Here is a 21001-nt window from a genome sequence, read left to right as displayed (position 1 = left end):
GCTGCGCACCTCCCCCAAGCGCAAAAAAATGGAGCCGTAATGGCCCCATTTCTCTTCGGAAACTCAAGCATTTGCTTAGCTGACCGCCTTACTGCGGCAGCAGGACGTCGCCTTTGCCGTTTTGGACGACCAACAGAATGCAGTCTTTTGGGCCGACGCAGGCATCGTCGTGGAACTCTTCACCCGGCTGCATCACGAAGGAGCCAACCGGCAGCACTTCTTTCTTGCCAGCGCGGGTGTGTTCCCACTGGCCCTGAATGGTGACCGCATAATAGGTGTTGGTGTGGCCGTGCTCAACCACGTGGAAACCACCTGGGATCTTCAGATACATACCGTATGGGCCAGTCTCGCGGTCGCCCCACAGCACGGAAAGGTGCAGTGGTGTGTTGCCAAACTGAGTCCACTCAATGTCTTTCAGCTGGGTCATGTGGTCTTCATCTCCCCCAGCAAACGCGGCGGTGGATAGGGCGATAAGGGCGGCGGCGCTAATGGCCTTCAGGGCTGTCTTGAACATGGAAATTCCTCGTAACTCTCTGTTTTTATGAGCGTAAAGCGATGCGCTTTTGATGTGAGACAGAGACTAGCGATTGCCCTGATCCTGCGAAATATGCATAGTTGCAGCGAACAAGGGCGGACATGCATATGAAACTGAGCGCAGACGATCTTCTGGTGATTATGCACCTGACACGCGAACGAACGCTGGAGAACGCAGCTCTCGCGCTTGGCAAGGACACGTCCTCTGTGTTTCGCGGTATCAAGCGCATTGAGGCCAAGGTGGGTGAGCCGCTGTTCACCCGCTCCCGCGCCGGTTTCAAGCCACTGCCGTTGGGTCTGGCGCTGTGTGAACAGGCCGAGCAGATCCACGCAGGCCTTTCTGCAGCTGACGCTTTGCTGGGCGGTGAAGACACCGGGCTTTCTGGCCCGCTGCGGGTGACGACCACGGACCTGCTGCTGCAAAGCGTGATCCACCCTCACCTTGCAGCATTTCGTGAGGCCCACCCCAACCTGCAGCTGGAGTTCAACGTCACCAACAATTTCGAGAACCTGAGCGAGCGCCGCTATGATGTGGCCCTGCGCCCCACCAGCCAACCGCCGGAAGATATGATCGGTATGAGGCTGGGCACCATCGATTACAAGCTGGTGGCTGCGCCGCACTATCTGGATACTTTGGGAGATGGATTGCCGGACTTTCAGGAGCTGACATGGCTGATCCCCGGTGACAGCTTACAGGCGCATCCGGCCACCGAGTGGTTTCGTGAAAAGGTGCCCTCACCGGCCAGCATGCTTCGCTATGACAGCATGGCGATGCTTGCCGGGGGCATCCGCAGTGGTCTGGGCGTCGGCATCTTGCCCGACATACCAACGCTTCTGGATGGCCTGCGAAATGTCGGTGAGCAGCCTGCCATCTATCAGACCGATCTCTGGCTGCTCTACCATCCCTCCAACCGCGGCAATCCAAGGATCACCGCGTTTGATGGATTTGTGCGCGGGGCGCTAGCCGCTTAGGTCAGAGCAGATCTGCGATCAGATTTCTCTTCACGCCCCATCTGCGGCTTTCCAGTGCTTTGCGGCTGTTTTTGGAAAGGTCGCCAGCCAGCACAAACCGGACATCTCTGGTCTTAACATCCTTGGCCGCGAGGCTTCGGGTCACTTTCCAGATAGTCTTGGCGTTGTAAGAGGTCCAGCTCAGGTAGTCGTAGGGCAGCACGATGTTCGCCGTGTTATCAGCCTGATACGCCACCACCACATCATGGTGCACTTCTACCTTCTTGATCTTGCTGCTTTCATGCAGACGGCCCAGCATCTCCACCTGCATCAGCGCAGCAAACGCTTGCGGGCGGGATTTCGCGCCAGAGGCGTGCTTCATGAGAGTATCAATACCTTCAAGGTCTTTCGCCTCTGTGGCGAGGCCGGTGAAGATGGTTTTCTCCGTTGGCGTGAAGTGCGCATTGAGCAAGAACGGTTCTGTGCTTTCCTTGGCAATGCCTGCTTTCGCCAGTCGTTCCCGGTTGATGTCGGCCATCGCTTCCGGATCTTTCAGCAGCGTCTTCTTCGTCAGGCTATCTGCTGTCTTCAGACCGCTGATGATGATGCTGCCCACGCCCGGCACAAAGCCCAATCCCTGATCCACGCCAAACTGACCAGCGGCGTGATAGTTGGCCAGCTCTGTCATTTCATCCCGCAGTGGGGTGAAGTGGGTGTACGGGTCCACCTTCATTTCAAAGGCAATTTTGCGGATGGCATCCGGACGGCCAAAGAAGCCGCTGATGAAGCCGTCTTCTTCCCGCTCAGCCGTTTCCTGCGGCATGTTTCCGCGTGTTTTCACAAAGGTCGCCGCTTTGCCCACGCCCTTGCGCACCGATTTCACCATGCCTTTGGCATTGCCATACACATTCTTGGCGGCGGTGACGGGGGCTGTCACCGTTGTGTAGACCGACTTGATTGGCGTGATAACGGCAGTGCCTGCACTCTTGGCAAAGGCAACTGCCTTGTTTCTTTCACGCAGAACAGCCAGCGCGTTCAGCTCGTGGATATGATCCTCCATGAACTGCCTGCCCTGCACCGTGTAAGCACCATCCTCGGTTTTAATCGCAAAGACCGCGAACCGGCCATTGCTGGGTGCGTCCTCACTGATGGTGTAGGTCTCGCTTTCCAGAGGGACGGAGAGAAGGTCAGCAGCGGCGAAGTATTTCGGCGGCTCCTCCAGCTTGCGAAACGCAGCAGGCATCTGCCCCGTTTGCTCTAACGAAACCTCATTGGTTGCAGCCTGATTGTGAGAGGGACTATCAAACAACCCATGCTTTGACTGATAACTGGAACAAGCAGAAACAGACAAAAACAACAGCAACGTGAACGGCTTTTTTGCAGATAACATAAGAACTCTTTGGCCCGGAGAGAAAGGTATATCAGCAGCAGAATTTCACAAAAACGGTAACGGCACGGTTATGCGGTAAGGTGTTGTAATATATATATTTATTCCGCTATCAACCATAGCCCCTGAAATGCAATTAGGCAGTACTTCAAAAATCGTACCCTCAGTTTCCGAAGCTTTCGCGAAAGAACTGTGCGCTCTAACATTTATCAGCGAAAACTCTGATTTTTTCATCACCTGCTTTCGGCGGTTTTAGAGACACAGCATGGAAATTGAACTGAACAGGTCAGAGCAAAAACATCAGGCCGCTCCCACCTCCTACGAAGCCTTGTCCGGACATGACAAAGCAACTTTGCGTGCGATGATAGAGGACCCGGCAGCGAGCCAGATCATTCCCAAGGGCTTTCCCAAAGATCGTTTCCTGAGCGAGATTTCTCTGCGCGGGTGGGCCAAGGTGGTTGACGTCGAACCTGAGCTAACAGCCAACGGTGCCTTTCGATGCTGGCAAATCACTGAAAAGGGGGCAAAGCGGCTGCCCAATTATCTGGTTGCCATTTCAGCCGCCAGAGTAAACTGCAGAATGCTTGAGAACAGTACAATCTTTCTCGCCGGTTTCGTGGCGAAGTTCTCTCTCTGCTATATCACTCTGCAAGCGCTGTTCGCTGTCTTAGGGTTTGTCGCAGGTAAACTGCAGATAGATCTCACAGGCCCTGCTGAGTATCTTTCTATCGCTGTCACCACAGTATCTCTCTTCGGGGCTCTTTACTTCTCTTCGCGACTTTGGATGTTTAGTGAACCAGAAGACACACGCCTCCAAAACATTGCCTATATTCAGTTCATCAAAGACAAAACCAAGATTATTTTGATCCTACTGGCGGGCTCTTTTCTCGCAGTTCATGGCAGTGTTGAGTTGTTCGCAGTAGTAACCGGTCTGAAAGCCGAGTTTGGCTCCCCGTACCGCTTGCTCATTCAATCAGCACTACTTTGTGTGCTCGCAATGATCTTCTTGCCCGGTATTCTTGATAAGCACCTGAGATACCAAGCAAAGAAACGCGCTGCAGCGCTTTAGCCCCCCCCTCACACCGCCAATATCATCTTCGCGCGGAAGGCCAGTCCGGCCTCTGTAGTGTCCTGATCCAGTTCGGCGCGGGCGCGGAGGACTTGGCCCTGGCGCAGGTCGAGCATCAAGCGGGCGCGTTCCAGGGAGGGGAAGTCGGCGGGCAGGTTGCCCCGCTCTTTTTCCTTCTCAAACCGGGATGCAAGGCGTTCATCCGCTCCGGTGATGGCATCCTGAAGACGCTCGGTGGTGCCTTCCACCTGACCCACTGTGGTTGAAACGCAGTTGCCGAGGAAGCAGCCTTTGCTGCCGCTCTCGTGGTTGCTGGCGTAATCGATGGTGGAGCGCATAAAGGCGATCACGGCCTTTTCGATATCCGGCTCACTCTCAAACGCCACCAGAGGTGCGCAGCCATCATCGTTGGAGTAGCGATCAATCGCCTCCAGATAGAGCTGATGCTTGTCGCCGAACACCGAATACAGGCTGGGGCTGTTGATGCCCATGGCGGAGGTGAGGTCCTTCATGGACGCTCCATCATAGCCTTTTTTCCAGAACACATTGATGGCGGCTTGCAGGGCTTCATCACGATTGAAGTTTCTTGGGCGTCCCATTTATTTTGTATCATCCATTACAAAACGATTGACTCTTGTTTGAAGTCCAGTTTAATAACGTTCATTACAAAACTCAAGGAGGCTTTTGTGAAACATACAGCATTGGCCGCGGGACAGGTGTTTCCGCAGCTGTCCGTCAAGTCTGTTGCGGGTGGTGAGCTGACGCTCGGCACGCCGGGACCAGACTTCGACTGGCAAATGATTGTGGTGTATCGCGGCGCCCACTGCCCGCTTTGCACCCGGTATCTGAAGCAGCTCAACGATATGCTGAGTGAGTTCCACCAGCTGAAGATCGAAGTGCTTGCGGTTTCCGCAGACAATCTGGACCGTGCACAACGCCAGTTGGCTGACGTGCAGCTAGAGTTCCCGGTTGGGTATGATCTGAGCATCGAGCAGATGCAGCAATTGGGCCTTTACATCTCCCAGCCTCGGTCTGCGCAGGAAGCGCCTTCCCCGTTCGCCGAGCCCGGTCTGTTTGTGGTGAATGACAAGCAGGAACTGCAGCTCGTGGACATTTCCAACGCGCCGTTCACTCGGCCAGATCTGACGGCGCTGATTGGTGGATTGGGGTTCATCCGCAACCCGGAGAACAACTATCCAATCCGCGGCACGTTTAAGTAAATCTGAGGCTTTTTGAGCGGTTTTCTGTAACCGTGCACCTCGTAAAACCCACATAACACAACGCCCCATAGGACGATCCAACTCAGCCACCACATGAGCTGAGAACCCTTGATCTCACCCTGATGACCGCGAAAACACGAAGAAAGACAAAGCAATGACTAAGGCGACGCACACAGTGGAAGCAATCCGCGCTGCAATGGACCACCTGATCGACCGCGCCACCAACTACGACATTGATGCGCTGCAGAGCATCTATCACGATGACTTCCACACCACCCTTGTTGCACCGGACAGCACCGTGACCACCTTCAACAAGCAGGAGTTTATCGAGCATTTCCGCAAGCAGGCGGATGCTGGCAAACACCAGCTGAACACGTGGGCCGAGTGGCATGATTTTCATATTCTCGGCGACACAGGCGTGTCCGTTCTCACCCGTAAACACAGCGGTATGAACAATCAGGAAATGAAGCTGCTCTGCAACATCGAATGGCGCTTCGAAGACGGCCGCTGGCAAGTTCTGCGCGAAGCCATCTTCATGCAACCGCTGGACAGCTGATACCGCGCCTTCCCTTCCAATGAGCGACTTAGGGGGCGTCCCCTAAGTCATCCCGTGGCGGAGTTGAGGTTCCTCCGCACTCTGGTCGCGCCGGAGCCTAAAGGCATGCGCTTTTGGTGGCGTCGCATACTCCCTGAACCTCACTGGAGAATTCTTATGAGCAATCGTTTGGCTAACAAGGTTGCCTTCATCACCGGAGGCAATAGTGGAATTGGGCTAGCCACCGCAAAAGCCTTCGCAGCTGAAGGCGCAAACGTCGTCATTCTGGCCCGCACGCAGGCGAAAGTAGATCAGGCCGTCGCCAAAATTGGTAAAAATGCAATGGGCGTTGTCGGTGACGTAGCCGATTTGCCCTCTCTGCGTAAAGCCTTTGAACAGGTCAAAGACGTCTACGGTCGGCTTGATGTTGTCTTCGCCAATGCTGGTGTTGCCCCGGCTACGCCACTGATTGAAACTGGCGCAGAACAGCTGGACCGGGTGTTTGACGTCAACTTCAAAGGCGCCTTCTTCACCGTGCAGTACGCACTGCCACTTCTGGCACCTGAGGCCTCTGTAGTTCTGGTTGGCTCCTGCATCAGTGAGATGGGCACAGCGGGCTACTCAGCCTATGCAGCCTCCAAAGCGGCAGTCCGCTCTCTGGCCCGTACTCTAACGCCGGATCTTTATGAGATTGGTGCACGCATCAACGTGCTCAGCCCCGGCCCTATTGATACGCCAGCGCTTTCTAATGGTGGGCTCACAGATGAGCAGGTGCAGGCCACCAATGAGGCCTTCGGCAACATGCTCCCTACTGGGCGGGTTGGGCAGCCAGAGGAAATGGCAGCCGTCGCCGTGTTCCTTGCCTCTTCAGAATCCTCATTCATGCGCGGCGCTGATGTGCAGGCGGATGGAGGCATGAACCAGATCAGACTGCCTCGCGCCTCCTGATCCCAGACACCATTCTTGCAATCAAAATTTGAAACCAACAGGAGACCCAAATGAACCCGTACACAATGACCCGCCGCAGTGTGATGCTGACTTTGGCCGCCACAGCTGCCAGCACCATGCTGCCGCCAATCAGTTTTGCAGGTGAACTCGCCACCATGAAGCTTGGTGGGTTGGAGCTTTCCACCTTCTCAGATGGTTACTTCAACCTGCCCAACAACTGGTTCGGAAATGCCAATGCTGAGACCCTTGCAGCAGCGGGCGATCCGGTGGTTGTTGGCGCCAATGTGTGGTTGATCCGCACAGGAAAACGGCTGGTACTGGTCGATACGGGATCTGGTGTTGTGTTTGCTGAAACAGACCCGAATGTCGGCAAGCTGGACGCTCTGCTCGCCGCGCAGGGCATCAAGCAGGATGAAATCACAGACATCGTCATCACCCACATGCATGCTGACCATATTGGCGGATTACTGGGTCCAGATGCAGGTGGGTTCTCTAATGCAAAAATCCATATGGCAGAGGCTGAATGGACATTCTGGACAGACCCCGCACTGGCAGAACGCGTTCCGGATGAAATGAAACCCCTCGTCGAAGTCGCCCAGGCGGTCGCAGCCCCAATCAAAGATCGCGTGACGACTTATCAGGGTGAAACAGACCTAGGGGATGGCCTGACACTTGTACCGCTTCCCGGCCATACACCAGGACACAGCGGTCTGCGCATTGCTGGTGGCGGGAAGGAACTCTGGATCATCGGCGATGCCATTATCTCGGAGGTTTTGCAGTTCAGGAACCCCGAGATTACTTACGGCCTCGACATCGATCCACAGCAAGCCGCCAAAACCCGAAAGGAGCTTCTCACCCGCCTTGCAGCAGATGGCGTTCCACTGGCAGCCACACACCTGAGCTACCCCGGCATGGGTCATGTGACTCAGGATGGCGATGGCTTCATCTTCAAACCGCTAAGCTAATTGCAAAGTTTGCGCCTCACTTTTGAGGCCATACCAACCCGCTGGCCCCTGCTCCCCAAGTGGAGGCCAGCGGGCGAGACAGGACGCTTTCACTCAGAAGCGTACTTTTGTGCCGAACTGGAAGACGTTTGACGCAATGCTGAAGCCATCTGCTTTGCTGTCCAGACGGGTATAGCTGGCGTTGAACGCGAGGTTTTCATTCACGAAATACTCGGAGGTCGCGCCGTAGGTGAACTCGTCTTTTTCACCCACATGAGCATAAGCCCCACGTAATCCGACGCCCAGCTTTTTGGTGGGGTAGTAGGTGGAGGCCAGCTCTAGCAGATAGCCGTCATCTTCCCGTTCCTGATCCAGATAACTGACAGCAAACCCAGCATCAAAGAACCGGTCTTCCCCAATCTCCTGAGCGTGGAAGTTGGAGAGGGTGTAGCGCGAGCTGTCACCATTGATGTCATCTTCAGTGCGCATGAAGCTAAGAGATACGATGGACGTCGGCGCAAAGTATTTGCCGACAGAACCGCCATACTGCACGGTTTTGCTATCAAAACTGGTGTCCAGATCTGTTTGCAAATATTTGGCATCAGCAAACCAGCCTGTTTCCTGATGGATGTAATTTCCGCGCAAGGTGAATGCATTCAGATCAAACGCGTCTCCTTTGGGCTTGTACTCGCCCAAACTGTAAGAGGCACTGACACTTGAGTTGCGGCCATAGAAGGCAGCAAGAGCGTATGGCCCCTGCCCGTAGTCCAACGGCGTCAGATAGTACGTCGCGCCGGCCTGTACACGGTAAGAGGTGGAATCTGGCGATACATTCTTGGAGAACTGCGTATCAGTGAAAGCCAGATTGAGGTTTGTCTCAAGGTTTTGAGCGGAGGCAGGCAGGGTGCTAGTTGCGAATAGAGCTGCCACGAGAGAAAGATAGGTTTTCATAGAAGTAACTCGAAAAACTGCAGCCTCCTATCTGAAGAAAGCTGCAGCGCAATTGAAAGTTTAGTTGAGTTTGCCAGCGTCGTAGACAATTTCACCGTCGATGATAGTGAGCAGGCTCTCTGTTTTCTCCAACTCCTCAGCCGGAGCCTCCAGAAGGTTTTGAGAAAGAACCGCAATATCCGCCAGCATACCCGGCTTGATCTGCCCTTTTTCATCCTCTTCCATCTCAGCGAACGCTGCGACTGAGGTGAACGCATCAATCACCTGTGCCCGTGTGATGGACTCATTCGGATCCAGCGGGTGGTTGATGGAGTAAGGGAACGCGGCATATGGGGTTTCAAGACCTTCCGTGCCGAAAGCAAGCGGGATACCAGCATCGATCAGAGAACGCAGTCTGAGGAAGTCGGTATCTTCGCCGTAGCGGATGTTGAAGATATCCTTGAGCACCAGATGATGCGGTTGCTGCACAACGATGATACCCAGCTCGGCAGCGCGTGGGATCAAGTCACCAACAATGCCGTCGCCATGTTCAATGCGCAGGCGCTTTTCAGGCCAACCGGTTTTGCTGACAGCTTCCATATTGTCCATCACGTTTTCCGCACAGCGGTCGCCATGGCAATGAAGCAGCAGTTGGTCGCGCCATTCCTCAGGATTGCTCAGCATCTTCTGCTGTTCAGCATCATCAAAGAAGATGCGTCCTTTCCAACCTGGCTTGTCCGCATAGTCTTTGCGAGTGGCTGCAACGCGCTCCATCGGCGTACCATCCAAAAACCACTTAGTGCCGCTGGCGGTGATGCGATCATTGCCAAACGGGTGCTTGTCGACATTTGCGGACTCGGAGATGTCACGCGCTTCCGGCGTAGTGGTCGGCATACGCATGTAGCGCACGCGGATTGGCGTTTCTGAGGCATTGAGCAGGCATAGGTAACGCTCAGGTGTCACAATCGGCATATCCTGAATGGAGGTTACACCCCATTTCAGCAGCTGCTCTGTTTGCTCCTTCAGCAGCTGGATCATCTGTTCATCAGACAGGTTCAGATCAAGCAGTTTGCGGCGCTACGGCCACTGAACGTACTCGTGGAACTTGCCGGTGATCTTGTCAGAAGCGGCTTCACGAATATGCCAGCCGCCCAGTGGGTCCGGAGCGTTTTCATCAACGCCAAAGATGTTCATGGCATTGGTGTTCATCACCTCACCATGGCTGAACCAGGTGGAGATATAAACCGGATGATTTGGCGCGATTTTATCCAGCGAGAAGCGATCGGCCTTCAAGTCCTCAATCACATCAACACCAGCAAGACCGAGGATCCACGTACCCTCTGGCACGTCATTGGTTGCTTTCTCAACCGCTTCCAGCACCTGCTCCCAGGTTGGCTCCCATGGCAGCTCAATCTGGTGACCAACCGGCGCGTTGGAGAAGGAGTGATAGTGGGCGTCATTCAGGCCCGGCACCACGAACTTGCCCTTCAGATCAATCTGCTGAGTGTTTGGCCCGGCCATTGCCAGAATGTCTTTTGTCGAGCCGACTGCCACAATCCGGTTGTCCTGAATAGCCACGGCCTCTGCATGCGGATTATCCGGCGAAGCGGTGTAGATCTGGCCGTTAGACAAGATCAGGCTTGGCGCTGTGCCGTCCTGTGCAAGCAGGCTGCCAGCTGTACCGATGCTGAGCGCTGTTGCCAAAGCAAGCGGTGCGATTACCTTTCGAGAGTTCATTATCATGTTCTCCATTTTCTTTTTGCTTTCCCTGCCACGACGGACTCCCAAAGGTGTCTGGTCAGTTTTAATTACGACCGTACTCTATTGTGGCATTTTAAGCGTTGTCTTGTGATGTTTCGACAAACACCAAAGATTTGAATTTGTTATCCTGTTGTGATGGCTAGGTTTTATCCGTGATCAGCACGGAGATACTGCTTCACCTGATGGTTCAGCTTGTCACCCTTCTCAAGAAGAATGAGGTTGAAGAGGAAGGCCACAGCAGACAGGGACGCAAAGCTGGCACCAAACCAGATAACCCAGTTGTAGTCTTCGGAATCGATCAGAAGCAGACCGGTTGGCATGAGCGCCGTTGCTCCCAATGCCAGGAGTAAGTGCGCCCAGACACTCAATCTCGCCTGCACGGCACCGCAGGTTCGGTAGTACAAACCAAAGATGCCATTGCTGAGCCAACCCAACAGCAGAAGATGAGCATGGACAGGCATGAACTCGTAGTCCCCTTCCAGCACCATGCCGCCAAGAGCGATACCAAGAACGCTTGAGATGGACGCCAACCCCAGAAAGCATATCGCGATTTTATTCATGTTCTTTCCTATGCGGATTTCTCGGGAATGTGTTGCAGCCTTGCTGTCCAGGGTCACGCTTGATACTAATCAGCAGAGCTGCTTATGAGTACATGTGTACTTAATAATCCTCTCAAAATCAAGTTTGGGCTGTTTGAGCGATGGTTACACGTGGCTAGATATAAAAAACTGGATAAAGACCAACTACTTGACGCGGCTGAAAAAGTGATCCGAGAACGCGGCGGTCATGCGCTTTCCATTCGCTCCGTTGCAGAGATGGCGGGGATTTCCAAAGGCGGCATCCAGTCCAACTTCGGCTCTCGTGATGCCTTGCTGGAAGGCCTGTTTGAGCGCTGGGGCAAAGACTTCGACTGGTACATTGAGAAGGCGCGCAAAGAAATGCCGGAAGGCACCAGCGAACTGAAAGCCTTTCTCCATGGCTCCAGAAACGTTCACCTTGAAAAGAGCGACCGCACGAAAGCACTGCTCATCCTGATGAGCGATTCCGCCGAGTATCGCCGTTTCTCTCAGGACTGGTTGGCCGAACGCATGCGCTTTATTGAGACAGACGCAGAAGACAGCCGAAATCAGCGGTTCTTCTTCGTGCTGAACGAAGCACTTCTGGCCCTCATGTCCATCGGCCTAATCTCCCTGCCCGAGCACCAGTGGGACGAAATCTTCGAAGATCTCGATAAGCTCGTGGGCGACAAAATCAAATAGGCGCGGGCTTCTCTGCGGCCTCTCCCAAGCCCGCCAGCTCACGCCCATATTGCCGGGAACCAATCACTGGCCTAGCATGATTGCCATGTTTTAATGCTGCACGAGCGTTGCGTTTTATTTGAGCAAAGCAATTTTGAAGATGAGAGACGGAATGAAGCAAGTAGATAAATACGACTGGAAAGGGTCCTGGAAGTACCATAGGGAAGAACTTATTTTATGGGCAGTAACTGCGTTATTCTATTATCTTTTTGTAAGCGAAGCAGACCCATCAAAATACAAAAGCATACTGTACTTTATGAGTGTTTTCCTTCCACCTTTTACAGCGGTCCGCATCATATTGTCTGCCAAAATGGGTCGACCGATAGACACTGTTTTCAGAAAATCCAAGAAGGATCATGAATCGGAATAGTCATCCAGCATCACATTGCGCAATGCGGGTTACTTGCCTAGCATCAAGGCTCTTTTTCCAGGCTGCACGAGCGCAGCACTCCATTTGAGCAAGGTATTTTGAAGATGAGTGACACCGGCATTTCACAGCTAACCGAGGCCTATGGCATCATTTTGTTTACGGAGAGGTTTGAGGCCTGCGTGGCGTTTTATAAGCGTACGCTGGGGCTCACAGTGATTGAACGCGCGCAGGAGCTGGTCAGCTTTCAGTTTGGCGGCTACCTGATGGTGGAACGTGGCGGGCATGGCAGTGAGGGGCAGAAGGCACGCAGCCAGAATCCATGCGTTCTGCGGTTCAACATGGATGATATCGACGCGGCCATCAACGTTCTGCGCGCCAAAGGCCTCGATGTGAAAGCACAAGTCTTCGATTGGGGCACTATCGCTTCCTTCACCGACCCGGACGGCAATCTGTGTGAGCTCAAGTCTCCGGCTCTCGTGGGCGCATAGCGCAGCCGCTCCCCGAAAGCGGTGGGCCATCGGGGATGTTTTCCGGCATCAGACAGCGCTTATTTCCAGTAGTTGTTGGCTGCTGCGATGGTGCTGAAGTGTTCGGCGACTGTTTGCGAGGCGGCGATGAGGGCCTCAGAGTCATACTCGTACATGAGGCGCATGGCAGAGCGGACTTCGGCGTCCGGCTGCATGAATTTGATGGCCATACGGGACAGTTTCACGGCGAGAGCATAGCCCTCTTCCGGGGTTGCGGTTTGCAGTGTTGGGAGCCAGTTCTCATCCATAATTCGCATCCTTGTGATTTGGCGATTTTGGAAGAGTCTGTCAGGCCAGAGACAAGCGCAATCTCCCCAATTTCCATTGGGATTTGTTGGAGGGGATCAATCAGTGAAACAGGCAGAAGCACAACGCTCCTGCCCGCTCAAATGTGCTGTTATTTGCCGGAAACCTGCTGATAAACAGTCGGCTGGCCGCCCGATGCTTTTGGCAGGGTGTAAACGGTGTAGTTGGTGTCCGCATCCGGCTCGCCCATGCCCAGAGAGCCCATTGGCATGCCCGGTACGCTCAGGCCCTTGATGTCAGGGCGTTCCGCCAGAACGCGCTTAACCGCTTCAAGTGGCACATGGCCTTCCATCACATAGCCATCCACCACAGCTGTGTGGCAACTCTGCATGTTTTCCGGAACGCCCACCTGACGCTTCACGGTGTCCAGATCTTCCGTATCGCGAACCGTGACGTTGAAGCCAGCATCCTCAAGCGCATCAGACCACTGGGAGCAGCATCCGCAGTAAGGAGATTTGTAGATGGTCAGGTCCTTGTCGCCCTCTGCATGGGCCGCGAAGGAGAATGCACCAGTGGTGAGAGCGGCTGCGAAAACGCCAGCCAGCAGGTTCTTTTTGGAGATCATTATCTATCCAATCCAGATTCTGTTTTTAATTTAGGATGTTACAGAAGGGTGCTGCTTACGCAGCCCATTGGATCGGAGGTCGGTCTATGGAAGATTGGTGCGCCGCCAGCAACCCATTCTGCGCAGGCACGTCTATCGACATGGCAGCGTACGCTGGTGAAGGTGCGGCACCATCTGGCGCAAGAACCATCGCGGCAATACAGGCAACAGCTGCGGCAGTGGCTTCGCTATCTTCCTCACAGCAGCAACATGGCATTTCCTGATTGGTCATCTGAGAAGACTGTTCCGCATGCACCATCACCATCTGCAGGGCATCCGCCGTTTGCTGTGCAGCCAGCGCCGTCGGCATGCTGGAAGCATGGGGCGCCGTTACAAACACAAGCAGCAAAATGGTCAATACGCGAAACATGCCCGCACCCTAGGCACACACTGCGGCAAGATCAAGTTAAACTGCTGTAATCTGATGTCGCAGGCAGACGCTGCGACACTTTGAGCCAATTTGTGCATTTCGCAGAAAAAGCGCTTGACCCCAACTTAACTTGAGGAAGTACCCAGTTGTCATCTCATCACAAGCGGGTGGAGGCTGTTCCCCCAAATCTGGCGCAACTCAGCGCTTTTGCCTCCCCCGAACAGGACTGGAGAAATGACATGAGTGAACCTAAAGCCGCCTACATGGTAGCCAGCAGCTTTATGCCGAAAGGCCATGGCTCAATTGATGCTTACGGTGAAAAAGCCGTTCCGCTTATTGAAGCTGCAGGCGGCGAGTGCATTGTTTTTGGTGGCCCGGACCAGCCATTTGAGCATCTGGAAGGCGTATGGAACACCAACGCACAGCTGACGCTCTTCCGCTTCCCAAGCATGGAAGCCCTCATGACATTCTGGAACTCACCTGAGTACCAGGAAATCAAACACCTCCGCACGGACGTAATCCCGCCGAACTTCACGATCGCCGTGGAATCCAGCATCTAGAAAGATGACAGCGCTCTGCCACCCCCAAGACACGGCAGAGCGCCCACCATCATGCGTGACGCATGGGCAACAGGCTTGCTTTATTTCGCTGAATAGCCGGGTTTTGCAGACAGGGATTAGATCAGCCGATAGTCTTCGAAGATTACTTCAGAGATTTTATCGATGCCCTTTTCACGCGCTATTTTGTTTTATCAGATCAGCCTCACCAGCTTTCAGTTTCCCCGCGCCATGCTGGGCGTGCTGTTTCCTTATCTCGTCACCGTCTACCTTGCCGAAAGTCCGGAGCGGGTCAGCTATGCTATGACAGCTTCCATGCTGCCCAACTTGTTTGTACTGCTGTTTGCTGGTGCTGCCGCTGATCGCCTGAACAAGCGCAGACTGTTGGTTTTGCTGCACATTGCCAATGCTCTGCCGGTATTCGGTTTGGTTTTGCTGTTGCACCTTGGCTGGGTTGGGTTTGAACAGCTGATCCTCTTTGCCCTGATCTCTGGCAGCATGCTGGCTTTCATCCAGCCGACGCTGGACGGCATGCTCAATCACATCTCCTCCCACAGCATCGGGCGCAGTGTAACACTCTCCGTTGGCATGCTCTATCTCGTTACGCTTGCAGGCTTTGCTCTGGCCAGCACGGTTGACTGGATCGGCCTTGTCCCATTACTCGCCGCGTCTGGTGTCCTCTTTCTCACAGGCATCATCACCAGCCTGCGCTTGCCGGACACCTCGACTTTGCCCAAAACAGACAGGCCCAGCATCTTTCATGAGATCCGGGAAGGGATCGGACTGGTGCTATCCTCCAAGACACTAAGATTACCAGTGCTTCTGATGAGCTCCGCAGGGCTTATTCTGGGTGGACCCTACGCCGTTCTGGTGCCACTCATCCTGCGGGATACCTATCAGGCGACTGGGTTTGAATTTGCTCTGGCCTTTGCCACCTTCATGATTGGCGGTGCCTGCTCCAGCGGTTTGCTGCTGAGAGTGGGAGCCATCCGAAACCCGGTGCCTCTGCTCATTGTGGGGTACAGCTTTGGCGGCTTTGCTCTACTATTTTGGGCTATCTCTCCACCTTACTGGGCTTTCCTGGCCAGCATCTTCTTCTGGGGCATTGGCGGTGGCATCTGCCTCAACATGAGCCGCACCATTTTGCAGGAGCAAGCGCCGTCCACCCACAAATCTCGCGTGCTCAGCGTCATGTATCTGGGTGATGAAGGCGGCGCACCTCTCGGCAGCCTGATGACCGGCGCCCTGATTTCCAACTTCACACTCTCCGCCGCCTCTGCCATCCCCGGCACCATGGTTCTCCTCATCTCCCTCCTCCTGCTGCTCGCCCTCAGCCTCCAACGCCGTGGTACGCAGGCAACACAGGATGTGGGTGGATAGGGGCAGCGCAGCATGTGCCTTGACTTCCCGTGCAAACCGCATAGTCTTTGCGGCATTCAAGACGTGAGGAGATAAAGCGATGAACAAGAACAGGACAATCTATTCGACCTGCCCTGTTTCTGTGAAAGTTCATCACCATGCCTTTGTCTATCTCCCTCAACCACATGTCTTGGGCGCTTCCTGACGGCACAGCCCTTTTTTCTGACCTCAACCTTCAATTTGCTCCGCACCGCACCGGCCTGATCGGTCGCAATGGAACGGGCAAAACAACTCTGCTGAACCTTATCAGCGGTGCGCTTACGCCTGTGTCTGGCTCAGTTTCCGTCAACGGCTCCATAGGCCTGCTGAAGCAGCAGCTGCAAAGCGGACCGCAGGAAACAGTGGCGGATCTGTTTGGCATCACCGATGCTCTGCACATTCTGCAAAAGGCAGAAGCGGGCACGGCCAGCATGGAAGAGCTGGCACAGGCTGACTGGACGCTGGAAAGCCGGGTGGAAACAGCCCTTGCCTCAATGGGATTGGAAATCGCAGCGGACCATCCCCTTACAGCCCTTTCCGGCGGTCAAATCACCCGTTGCCGCTTGGCAGCCCTCCAGTTTCACGATGCGGACTTTCTGCTGCTTGATGAACCCACCAACAATCTGGACGCTGATGGGCGGGAGGCTCTCGGGGCTTTTCTTGCCAAGTGGCGTAAAGGCGCGATCATCATCAGCCACGACCGCGCCTTGCTGGAGCAGATGGATTGCATCGTCGAGCTGACCACACTGGGAACTTCCGTTTTTGGTGGCAACTACAGCTTCTACAAGGCGCAGAAAGCACTTGAACTGGCAGCCGCTGAGCAGGATCTAGCATCCGCTGAAAAGCGCATCGGAGAGCTGAACCGCAAGATCCAGAGTGTGGCGGAACGTAAAGCCCGCAAGGATGGCGCCGGCCGCCGGGCCCGTGCCAAGCGTGACCAGCCCAAGATCCTCCTCAATGCCATGCGCAACAAGGCGGAAAACACACTCGGCGAAAACTCCGTTTTGGCAACCCGGTTGCGGGAAGACGCCGAGCAACAATCCAAAGCTGCCCGAGAAAAGATTGAGGTTTTGGAACCCCTCAGCATCACCATCGCCTCCTGCGGCATTGCCAATGGCCAACGGGTGCTGACAGCTGAAAGCCTGAGCATCGGCTACACGGTTGACCGTCCACTGCTGCAGGACTTTTCGATGGTCATCACCGGGCCAGAACGTGTCGCCATCAAAGGTGCCAATGGCTCTGGCAAAACCACCCTGCTGAAAACGCTGGTGGGTAACCTGCCACAGCTCTCTGGTACCAGTCAGCTCGATCCCTCTGCCCGCGTGCTGGATCAACACGTCAGTCTTCTAGACCCGGAGCTTTCAGTGCTGGAGAACTTCCGGCTGTTGAACCCGGAGCAGGATGAAAACACCTGCCGCGCTATCCTCGCCCGCTTTCTCTTCCGCGGAGAGGCCTCAACACAGCAGGTTAAAACCCTCAGCGGCGGCATGATGCTCCGCGCTGGCCTCGCCTGCGTTCTGGGCGCCGCCCAACCACCCAAACTGCTCATCCTGGACGAACCCACCAACCACCTCGACCTCACCGCCATTGAAGCCATAGAATCCGCCCTCACCACCTACAACGGCGCCCTCCTGGTGATCAGCCACGATGCAACGTTTCTGGAGAACATCGGGGTTACGCGAGAGGTGATGCTGGGGGAAACGGTGGGGGTTTAGTCCCAAACGAAAAAGCGGAGGCTCAACACCTCCGCTTTCCAAATGATTAGAACTTGTAGCTCACCGAGCTTTTGAAGTTTATGCCTTTATCTGGCGCAGCCCCGTCAGCGAAGTAAGGCCGGTAGTTTTTGTTGAACAGGTTCTCAATAGATGCCCGGGCTTCCAGCCCTGCGAACCGACCTTCCTGCGGTGTCCATGTCAGGAACACATCGTGGACGGCATAGCCCTTACTCGGACTGTAAAGGCTGGTGTAATTGTCGGGCACTTTAACCTGCTCATCGACGAAACGCCCTTTCCAACCAAACGCAATGTCCGCTTCTGGCACTTTATAGCCAAGGCTGAGGACCAGCTTGGTAGGTGCGACTTCAGACACATATTGATCAATTGACGCATCAACGTCCTTCAACGTTCCATCATGCTTGCCCTGCATTCTGGAGAAAGCAATGCTGCCGAAGAAACGTTCGCTATCGTAATAAAGCTCCGCTTCAAAACCCTGAGTATAGTAACCCGCGAGGTTGCCATAGGTTGGAACCGGATCATCATATTTCTTCGAGTTTTCACTCAGGAGACGGTAGATGTTATCGGAGACATCGTTTCGGTAAACTGCCACACGTGCCTTAACCGTGTCATTTTCAATCAAAACATTTTTGAATGTTGAAGCGACACCGATACGCTTGGCAGAAACACGCTCATTTTGCAGCTGCGTTGCTGTGGCACGGGTGCTGCCAACATCATAAAACTCATCAATCAGCGGCGCGCGCAACTTGTAAGCATAATCCCCGAAGAGTTTAATGTTAGGTGAGAGAGAGTAAACTGCGCTGATGCTTGGAGAGAACCCGAAACGCTCTACAGTGCCGTAATCGTGGTTCATAGCCGTGTTGTTATACTTTGATGCCAGATTGGCTTCACCCTTTGAGTGAATGTAGTCGTAGCGCAGGCCTGGTGTTAGTTCCAGCGCACCATAACCGAGCGTATATTCCCCCCAGGCAGACCAAATTGTCTGCGTCCCACTCGGGATGTTGTAGGGCTGTAGTCGGCCATCATTGTATTCAGGCCGGCCAACATAACTCTTCTTGAAAGCCATGCTGTCACGAATTTCATGACGCAGCTGCACGCCGTATTTCAATGTGTTTTCAAAAATACCCCAGTTGAAAACAGAAGTGTTTTTGAGATCCAACTTGTAGATGGAGTAATCCAACGTGCTGTCGTCACCGCCAACATAAAGGCCAGCACTGTAGTCAGGGTCAGTAACCGGGACGCGGCGTGTGTCGTGCTGCGCAGTTTTGGAGTATGACGCCTCAAACTCCAGATCAATCAGATCACTGTCAGGATTGTACTCATAGGTTCCACTGATTGACGTGTCTTTCATTTCACGATCAACGGCCTGCGTTTTCAGGTACTCATCAAAAGAACCGTACTTGTTCAGAGACCAGTCCGATACTGTGATCAAACCACGTCGAGCAGCCCAGGGTTTATAATCATCACTGTAAGAATGGATTCCGCTCAACTCGAAGAAGTGATCTTCCCGTTCAAGACTCGCCTTAAAGTGCCCGGTCAACAAGTTGCCCGCAGAAAGCGCAAGTTCTTCATCATTACCAGCGACAGAGTAGTCGTCGTTAGATCGATGGGTACCTGCGATCAAAATCTCAAACCCCTGCTCTTCAGAACGAGCATAGGTTGCTGCGGATTTCACCAGTTCATTGCCATTGGAAGCAAAACCGACTTTAGCAAAGGCACCATAAGACAGACCATCACGCAGCATATCTGAAGCAGCTTTTGTGGTCATTTCAACCGAACCACCAAACGCACCATACTTTTCAGGAGAAAAGGTGCCTTTGGTGATATCGATGACCTTCAGCAGTTCAGGGTCAATAAAGACGGAACCCTGCTGGTATTTTTCAAAGGACTTCTGAGCACCATCAATAGTGATTTCAATGTCTTCAGAGTCACCAAAACCCATTATGTTTATGGACTGTCCTTGCACACGACTGTTACCGATCAACTCAATGCCGGGAAGGCTGGAAAGCAAACCGGGGATCGTAGCAGACTGCGTGCGATCAATAAGGTCACTGCTGATCTCAGACTGAGCAATCGTGTCTTTGTTGTCCGTGGAGCCCGTCACCACAATCGGGTCCAGCGTTTCTGCATCTTCGCCGTCTTTTGTTTTACTGATTTGAGCTTGAGCAGAATGCACAGATAGAGAGAGGGTGCAGGCGACAAGCACAAAGGTGCTGCAAGCCTGCTCCATCTTTGGAGAGAACTTCATTATTTTACCGATGTTTATAGAAAGAGGTATTGGCTTGCGGCTGCCCTCTAACTATAAAACATGAGTTATATAATCAAGTTTTATTTTTGGAGTTTTGGATAAATTTTCTTCATCGTTTGCAATGCAAGGAAATCAATTCCCATTTCACCGCACCTACAACTGCATAAGTAGAATCTCAAATCAGCTCGCATTCCTTACCTCACAAATGCTTCACCTGCAGTGTTCCGCCCCAGCGGCTGTTGAGGTAGTCGGCGACGAGGGAGCGGTGGCATTCGTGGGGGAGGTTTTCGGAGCATAGGAGGCAGGCGTCATCGAACATGTCTGCCTTGAACTTGCTCTCCACTTTGCGCTCAGAAAGCAGGCCCATGAACCGGTCTTTGAAGATGGTCCAGTCACCCTTTTCTTTTTTGAAGGCCTTGAACATATCCTGATCCGGCGCCAGCAAGGGCTGATGCTCATAGCCTATGCCGCCAATGGCTTCCAGAAAGAAGGAGAGATCATTGGACTCGGCAAAGCCAGCCAACTGAGAGGTGTTGTTCAGCCGCACATCAATCACCTTCTTCACGCCCGCATCTCGTAGGCGACCGAAGAAGTTTTCTGCGGTGGTTTTGGTGAAGCCGATTGTGGTCAGGTTGCTCATGGTCGTCTCTCGGGCACAAAGTTCTCAGTATGGTTTAGTTCATCAGTAGCACGGGCGCCATGCTGGCGATCAAAAGCAGGGCCATGCCGATATTGAACACGGCAATCCGGTTGCCTTTCGCGAGCAAGTTTCGCAAGGCTGAGCCAGAAAGCGCCCATACGCTGATGCTGGGAATGTTCACCACGGCAAAGACGGCAATGAGCAACAACAGGCTGGTCATGTAGCTCTCTGCGCTGGTGTAGGAAACAGTCACAATCAGCGCAACCGCCCATGCTTTGGGGTTGAGCAACTGAAACAGAGACGCCTGCACAAAGGAGATGGGCTCTGCCATCTTTTCCGTTTCCCCTGACCCAAGCGCACGGCTGCGGCCAATCTTGAGCGCCAGCCACAAAACATAAGTAGCGCAAGCAACCCGTAATGCGGTGTAGAGCACCGGGAACTCAGCAAGCACTTGTCCAAGCCCAACGCCGACGCCAAACACCATGGAGAGAAACCCGAGGCTGATGCCAAACACCAATGGCAAAGACCGGCTGAACCCGAAGTTTGCACCCGAGGCCAGCAGCAGGAAGTTGCCCGGACCAGGTGAAATAGACATAACAAACGCAAAGCCCATCAGGGCGAGGGCACTTTCAAAGCTCATGGAAAACTCCTTTTTGTGACCCAAGCTTTGA

22 protein-coding genes and 1 pseudogene are annotated in these 21001 nt (G+C 53.9%); 11 read left to right on the top strand and 12 right to left on the bottom strand.

What is annotated here, in order from left to right:
- Nucleotides 1–88 precede the first annotated feature (88 nt).
- Nucleotides 89–514 (bottom strand): cupin domain-containing protein, encoded by a 426-nt coding sequence (locus PSE_RS10525; protein ID WP_014284832.1) that lies wholly within the window; start codon nucleotides 512–514, stop codon nucleotides 89–91.
- Nucleotides 515–642: 128 nt separating this feature from the next.
- On the opposite strand from PSE_RS10525, the gene PSE_RS10520 reads away from it, so the two are divergent.
- Nucleotides 643–1506 carry a LysR family transcriptional regulator gene (locus PSE_RS10520; RefSeq protein WP_208998144.1) on the top strand — a complete coding sequence of 288 codons (864 nt, stop codon included), beginning with the start codon at nucleotides 643–645 and terminating at the stop codon, nucleotides 1504–1506.
- A gap of 1 nt (nucleotide 1507) precedes the next feature.
- Here the strand turns inward: PSE_RS10520 and PSE_RS10515 are convergent, their stop codons facing one another.
- Nucleotides 1508–2875, bottom strand: coding sequence for a hypothetical protein (locus PSE_RS10515; RefSeq protein ID WP_014284830.1), 1368 nt, complete (start codon nucleotides 2873–2875; stop codon nucleotides 1508–1510).
- A 262-nt stretch (nucleotides 2876–3137) separates the two neighbouring features.
- Here PSE_RS10515 and PSE_RS10510 point away from each other — a divergent pair, with 262 nt between their 5' ends.
- Nucleotides 3138–3941 carry a hypothetical protein gene (locus PSE_RS10510; protein WP_014284829.1) on the top strand — a complete coding sequence of 268 codons (804 nt, stop codon included), beginning with the start codon at nucleotides 3138–3140 and terminating at the stop codon, nucleotides 3939–3941.
- Between the two features lie 8 nt (nucleotides 3942–3949).
- Here PSE_RS10510 and PSE_RS10505 read toward each other — a convergent pair whose 3' ends face one another.
- Nucleotides 3950–4540 (bottom strand): TetR/AcrR family transcriptional regulator, encoded by a 591-nt coding sequence (locus tag PSE_RS10505; RefSeq protein WP_014284828.1) that lies wholly within the window; start codon nucleotides 4538–4540, stop codon nucleotides 3950–3952.
- An 87-nt stretch (nucleotides 4541–4627) separates the two neighbouring features.
- On the opposite strand from PSE_RS10505, the gene PSE_RS10500 reads away from it, so the two are divergent.
- From PSE_RS10500 to PSE_RS10485, 4 genes are all read left to right on the top strand, one after another.
- Nucleotides 4628–5161, top strand: a complete 534-nt coding sequence (locus tag PSE_RS10500; protein ID WP_041768308.1) for a redoxin domain-containing protein — start codon at nucleotides 4628–4630, stop codon at nucleotides 5159–5161.
- 154 nt (nucleotides 5162–5315) lie between these two features.
- Complete coding sequence (locus PSE_RS10495) at nucleotides 5316–5717, top strand: nuclear transport factor 2 family protein (RefSeq protein WP_208998143.1); 402 nt, start codon at nucleotides 5316–5318, stop codon at nucleotides 5715–5717.
- A gap of 156 nt (nucleotides 5718–5873) precedes the next feature.
- Complete coding sequence (locus PSE_RS10490; protein WP_041768307.1) at nucleotides 5874–6644, top strand: SDR family oxidoreductase; 771 nt, start codon at nucleotides 5874–5876, stop codon at nucleotides 6642–6644.
- A gap of 50 nt (nucleotides 6645–6694) precedes the next feature.
- A complete protein-coding gene (locus PSE_RS10485) occupies nucleotides 6695–7609 on the top strand; it encodes an MBL fold metallo-hydrolase (RefSeq protein WP_148266128.1) in 915 nt (304 codons plus the stop codon).
- 93 nt (nucleotides 7610–7702) lie between these two features.
- Here the strand turns inward: PSE_RS10485 and PSE_RS10480 are convergent, their stop codons facing one another.
- The 3 genes and pseudogenes from PSE_RS10480 to PSE_RS10465 form a co-directional block, all read right to left on the bottom strand.
- Nucleotides 7703–8539: a putative porin gene (locus PSE_RS10480; protein WP_014284823.1), complete on the bottom strand. Its 837-nt coding sequence runs from the start codon at nucleotides 8537–8539 to the stop codon at nucleotides 7703–7705.
- Between the two features lie 60 nt (nucleotides 8540–8599).
- A pseudogene (locus PSE_RS10475) lies at nucleotides 8600–10039 on the bottom strand (amidohydrolase).
- Between the two features lie 386 nt (nucleotides 10040–10425).
- On the bottom strand, nucleotides 10426–10839 hold the full coding sequence (locus tag PSE_RS10465) for a hypothetical protein (protein WP_041768305.1): 414 nt from the start codon (nucleotides 10837–10839) through the stop codon (nucleotides 10426–10428).
- Nucleotides 10840–10989: 150 nt separating this feature from the next.
- Here PSE_RS10465 and PSE_RS10460 point away from each other — a divergent pair, with 150 nt between their 5' ends.
- Both PSE_RS10460 and PSE_RS10450 read left to right on the top strand, forming a co-directional pair.
- Entirely contained in the window at nucleotides 10990–11538 is a 549-nt protein-coding gene (locus PSE_RS10460) for a TetR/AcrR family transcriptional regulator (protein WP_014284819.1), read from the top strand.
- A 513-nt stretch (nucleotides 11539–12051) separates the two neighbouring features.
- On the top strand, nucleotides 12052–12435 hold the full coding sequence (locus tag PSE_RS10450; RefSeq protein ID WP_014284818.1) for a VOC family protein: 384 nt from the start codon (nucleotides 12052–12054) through the stop codon (nucleotides 12433–12435).
- A gap of 59 nt (nucleotides 12436–12494) precedes the next feature.
- Here the strand turns inward: PSE_RS10450 and PSE_RS10445 are convergent, their stop codons facing one another.
- The 3 genes from PSE_RS10445 to PSE_RS10435 all read right to left on the bottom strand — a co-directional run bounded on the left by PSE_RS10445 (nucleotide 12495) and on the right by PSE_RS10435 (nucleotide 13754).
- Complete coding sequence (locus PSE_RS10445; protein WP_008549435.1) at nucleotides 12495–12722, bottom strand: hexameric tyrosine-coordinated heme protein; 228 nt, start codon at nucleotides 12720–12722, stop codon at nucleotides 12495–12497.
- A 149-nt stretch (nucleotides 12723–12871) separates the two neighbouring features.
- Nucleotides 12872–13345, bottom strand: coding sequence for a DUF411 domain-containing protein (locus PSE_RS10440; protein WP_014284816.1), 474 nt, complete (start codon nucleotides 13343–13345; stop codon nucleotides 12872–12874).
- A gap of 55 nt (nucleotides 13346–13400) precedes the next feature.
- Entirely contained in the window at nucleotides 13401–13754 is a 354-nt protein-coding gene (locus PSE_RS10435) for a hypothetical protein (protein WP_208998142.1), read from the bottom strand.
- A 239-nt stretch (nucleotides 13755–13993) separates the two neighbouring features.
- Between PSE_RS10435 and PSE_RS10430 the strand changes: the two genes are divergently transcribed.
- From PSE_RS10430 to PSE_RS10420, 3 genes are all read left to right on the top strand, one after another.
- Entirely contained in the window at nucleotides 13994–14314 is a 321-nt protein-coding gene (locus PSE_RS10430) for a DUF1330 domain-containing protein (protein ID WP_014284814.1), read from the top strand.
- A gap of 162 nt (nucleotides 14315–14476) precedes the next feature.
- Nucleotides 14477–15691, top strand: coding sequence for an MFS transporter (locus PSE_RS10425; protein ID WP_014284813.1), 1215 nt, complete (start codon nucleotides 14477–14479; stop codon nucleotides 15689–15691).
- 137 nt (nucleotides 15692–15828) lie between these two features.
- Entirely contained in the window at nucleotides 15829–17424 is a 1596-nt protein-coding gene (locus PSE_RS10420; RefSeq protein ID WP_014284812.1) for an ABC-F family ATP-binding cassette domain-containing protein, read from the top strand.
- A gap of 46 nt (nucleotides 17425–17470) precedes the next feature.
- Here PSE_RS10420 and PSE_RS10415 read toward each other — a convergent pair whose 3' ends face one another.
- The 3 genes from PSE_RS10415 to PSE_RS10405 all read right to left on the bottom strand — a co-directional run bounded on the left by PSE_RS10415 (nucleotide 17471) and on the right by PSE_RS10405 (nucleotide 20970).
- Nucleotides 17471–19690: a TonB-dependent receptor domain-containing protein gene (locus PSE_RS10415; RefSeq protein WP_014284811.1), complete on the bottom strand. Its 2220-nt coding sequence runs from the start codon at nucleotides 19688–19690 to the stop codon at nucleotides 17471–17473.
- Nucleotides 19691–19889: 199 nt separating this feature from the next.
- Nucleotides 19890–20330, bottom strand: coding sequence for a DUF488 family protein (locus tag PSE_RS10410; protein WP_014284810.1), 441 nt, complete (start codon nucleotides 20328–20330; stop codon nucleotides 19890–19892).
- 34 nt (nucleotides 20331–20364) lie between these two features.
- Entirely contained in the window at nucleotides 20365–20970 is a 606-nt protein-coding gene (locus PSE_RS10405) for a LysE family translocator (protein ID WP_041768952.1), read from the bottom strand.
- Nucleotides 20971–21001 lie beyond the last annotated feature (31 nt).

It is taken from the genome of Pseudovibrio sp. FO-BEG1, assembly GCF_000236645.1.
Taxonomy (GTDB): domain Bacteria; phylum Pseudomonadota; class Alphaproteobacteria; order Rhizobiales; family Stappiaceae; genus Pseudovibrio.
The sequence above is the reverse complement of the archived record's forward strand: the minus strand, read 5'-3'. Positions and strand labels throughout refer to the sequence as shown.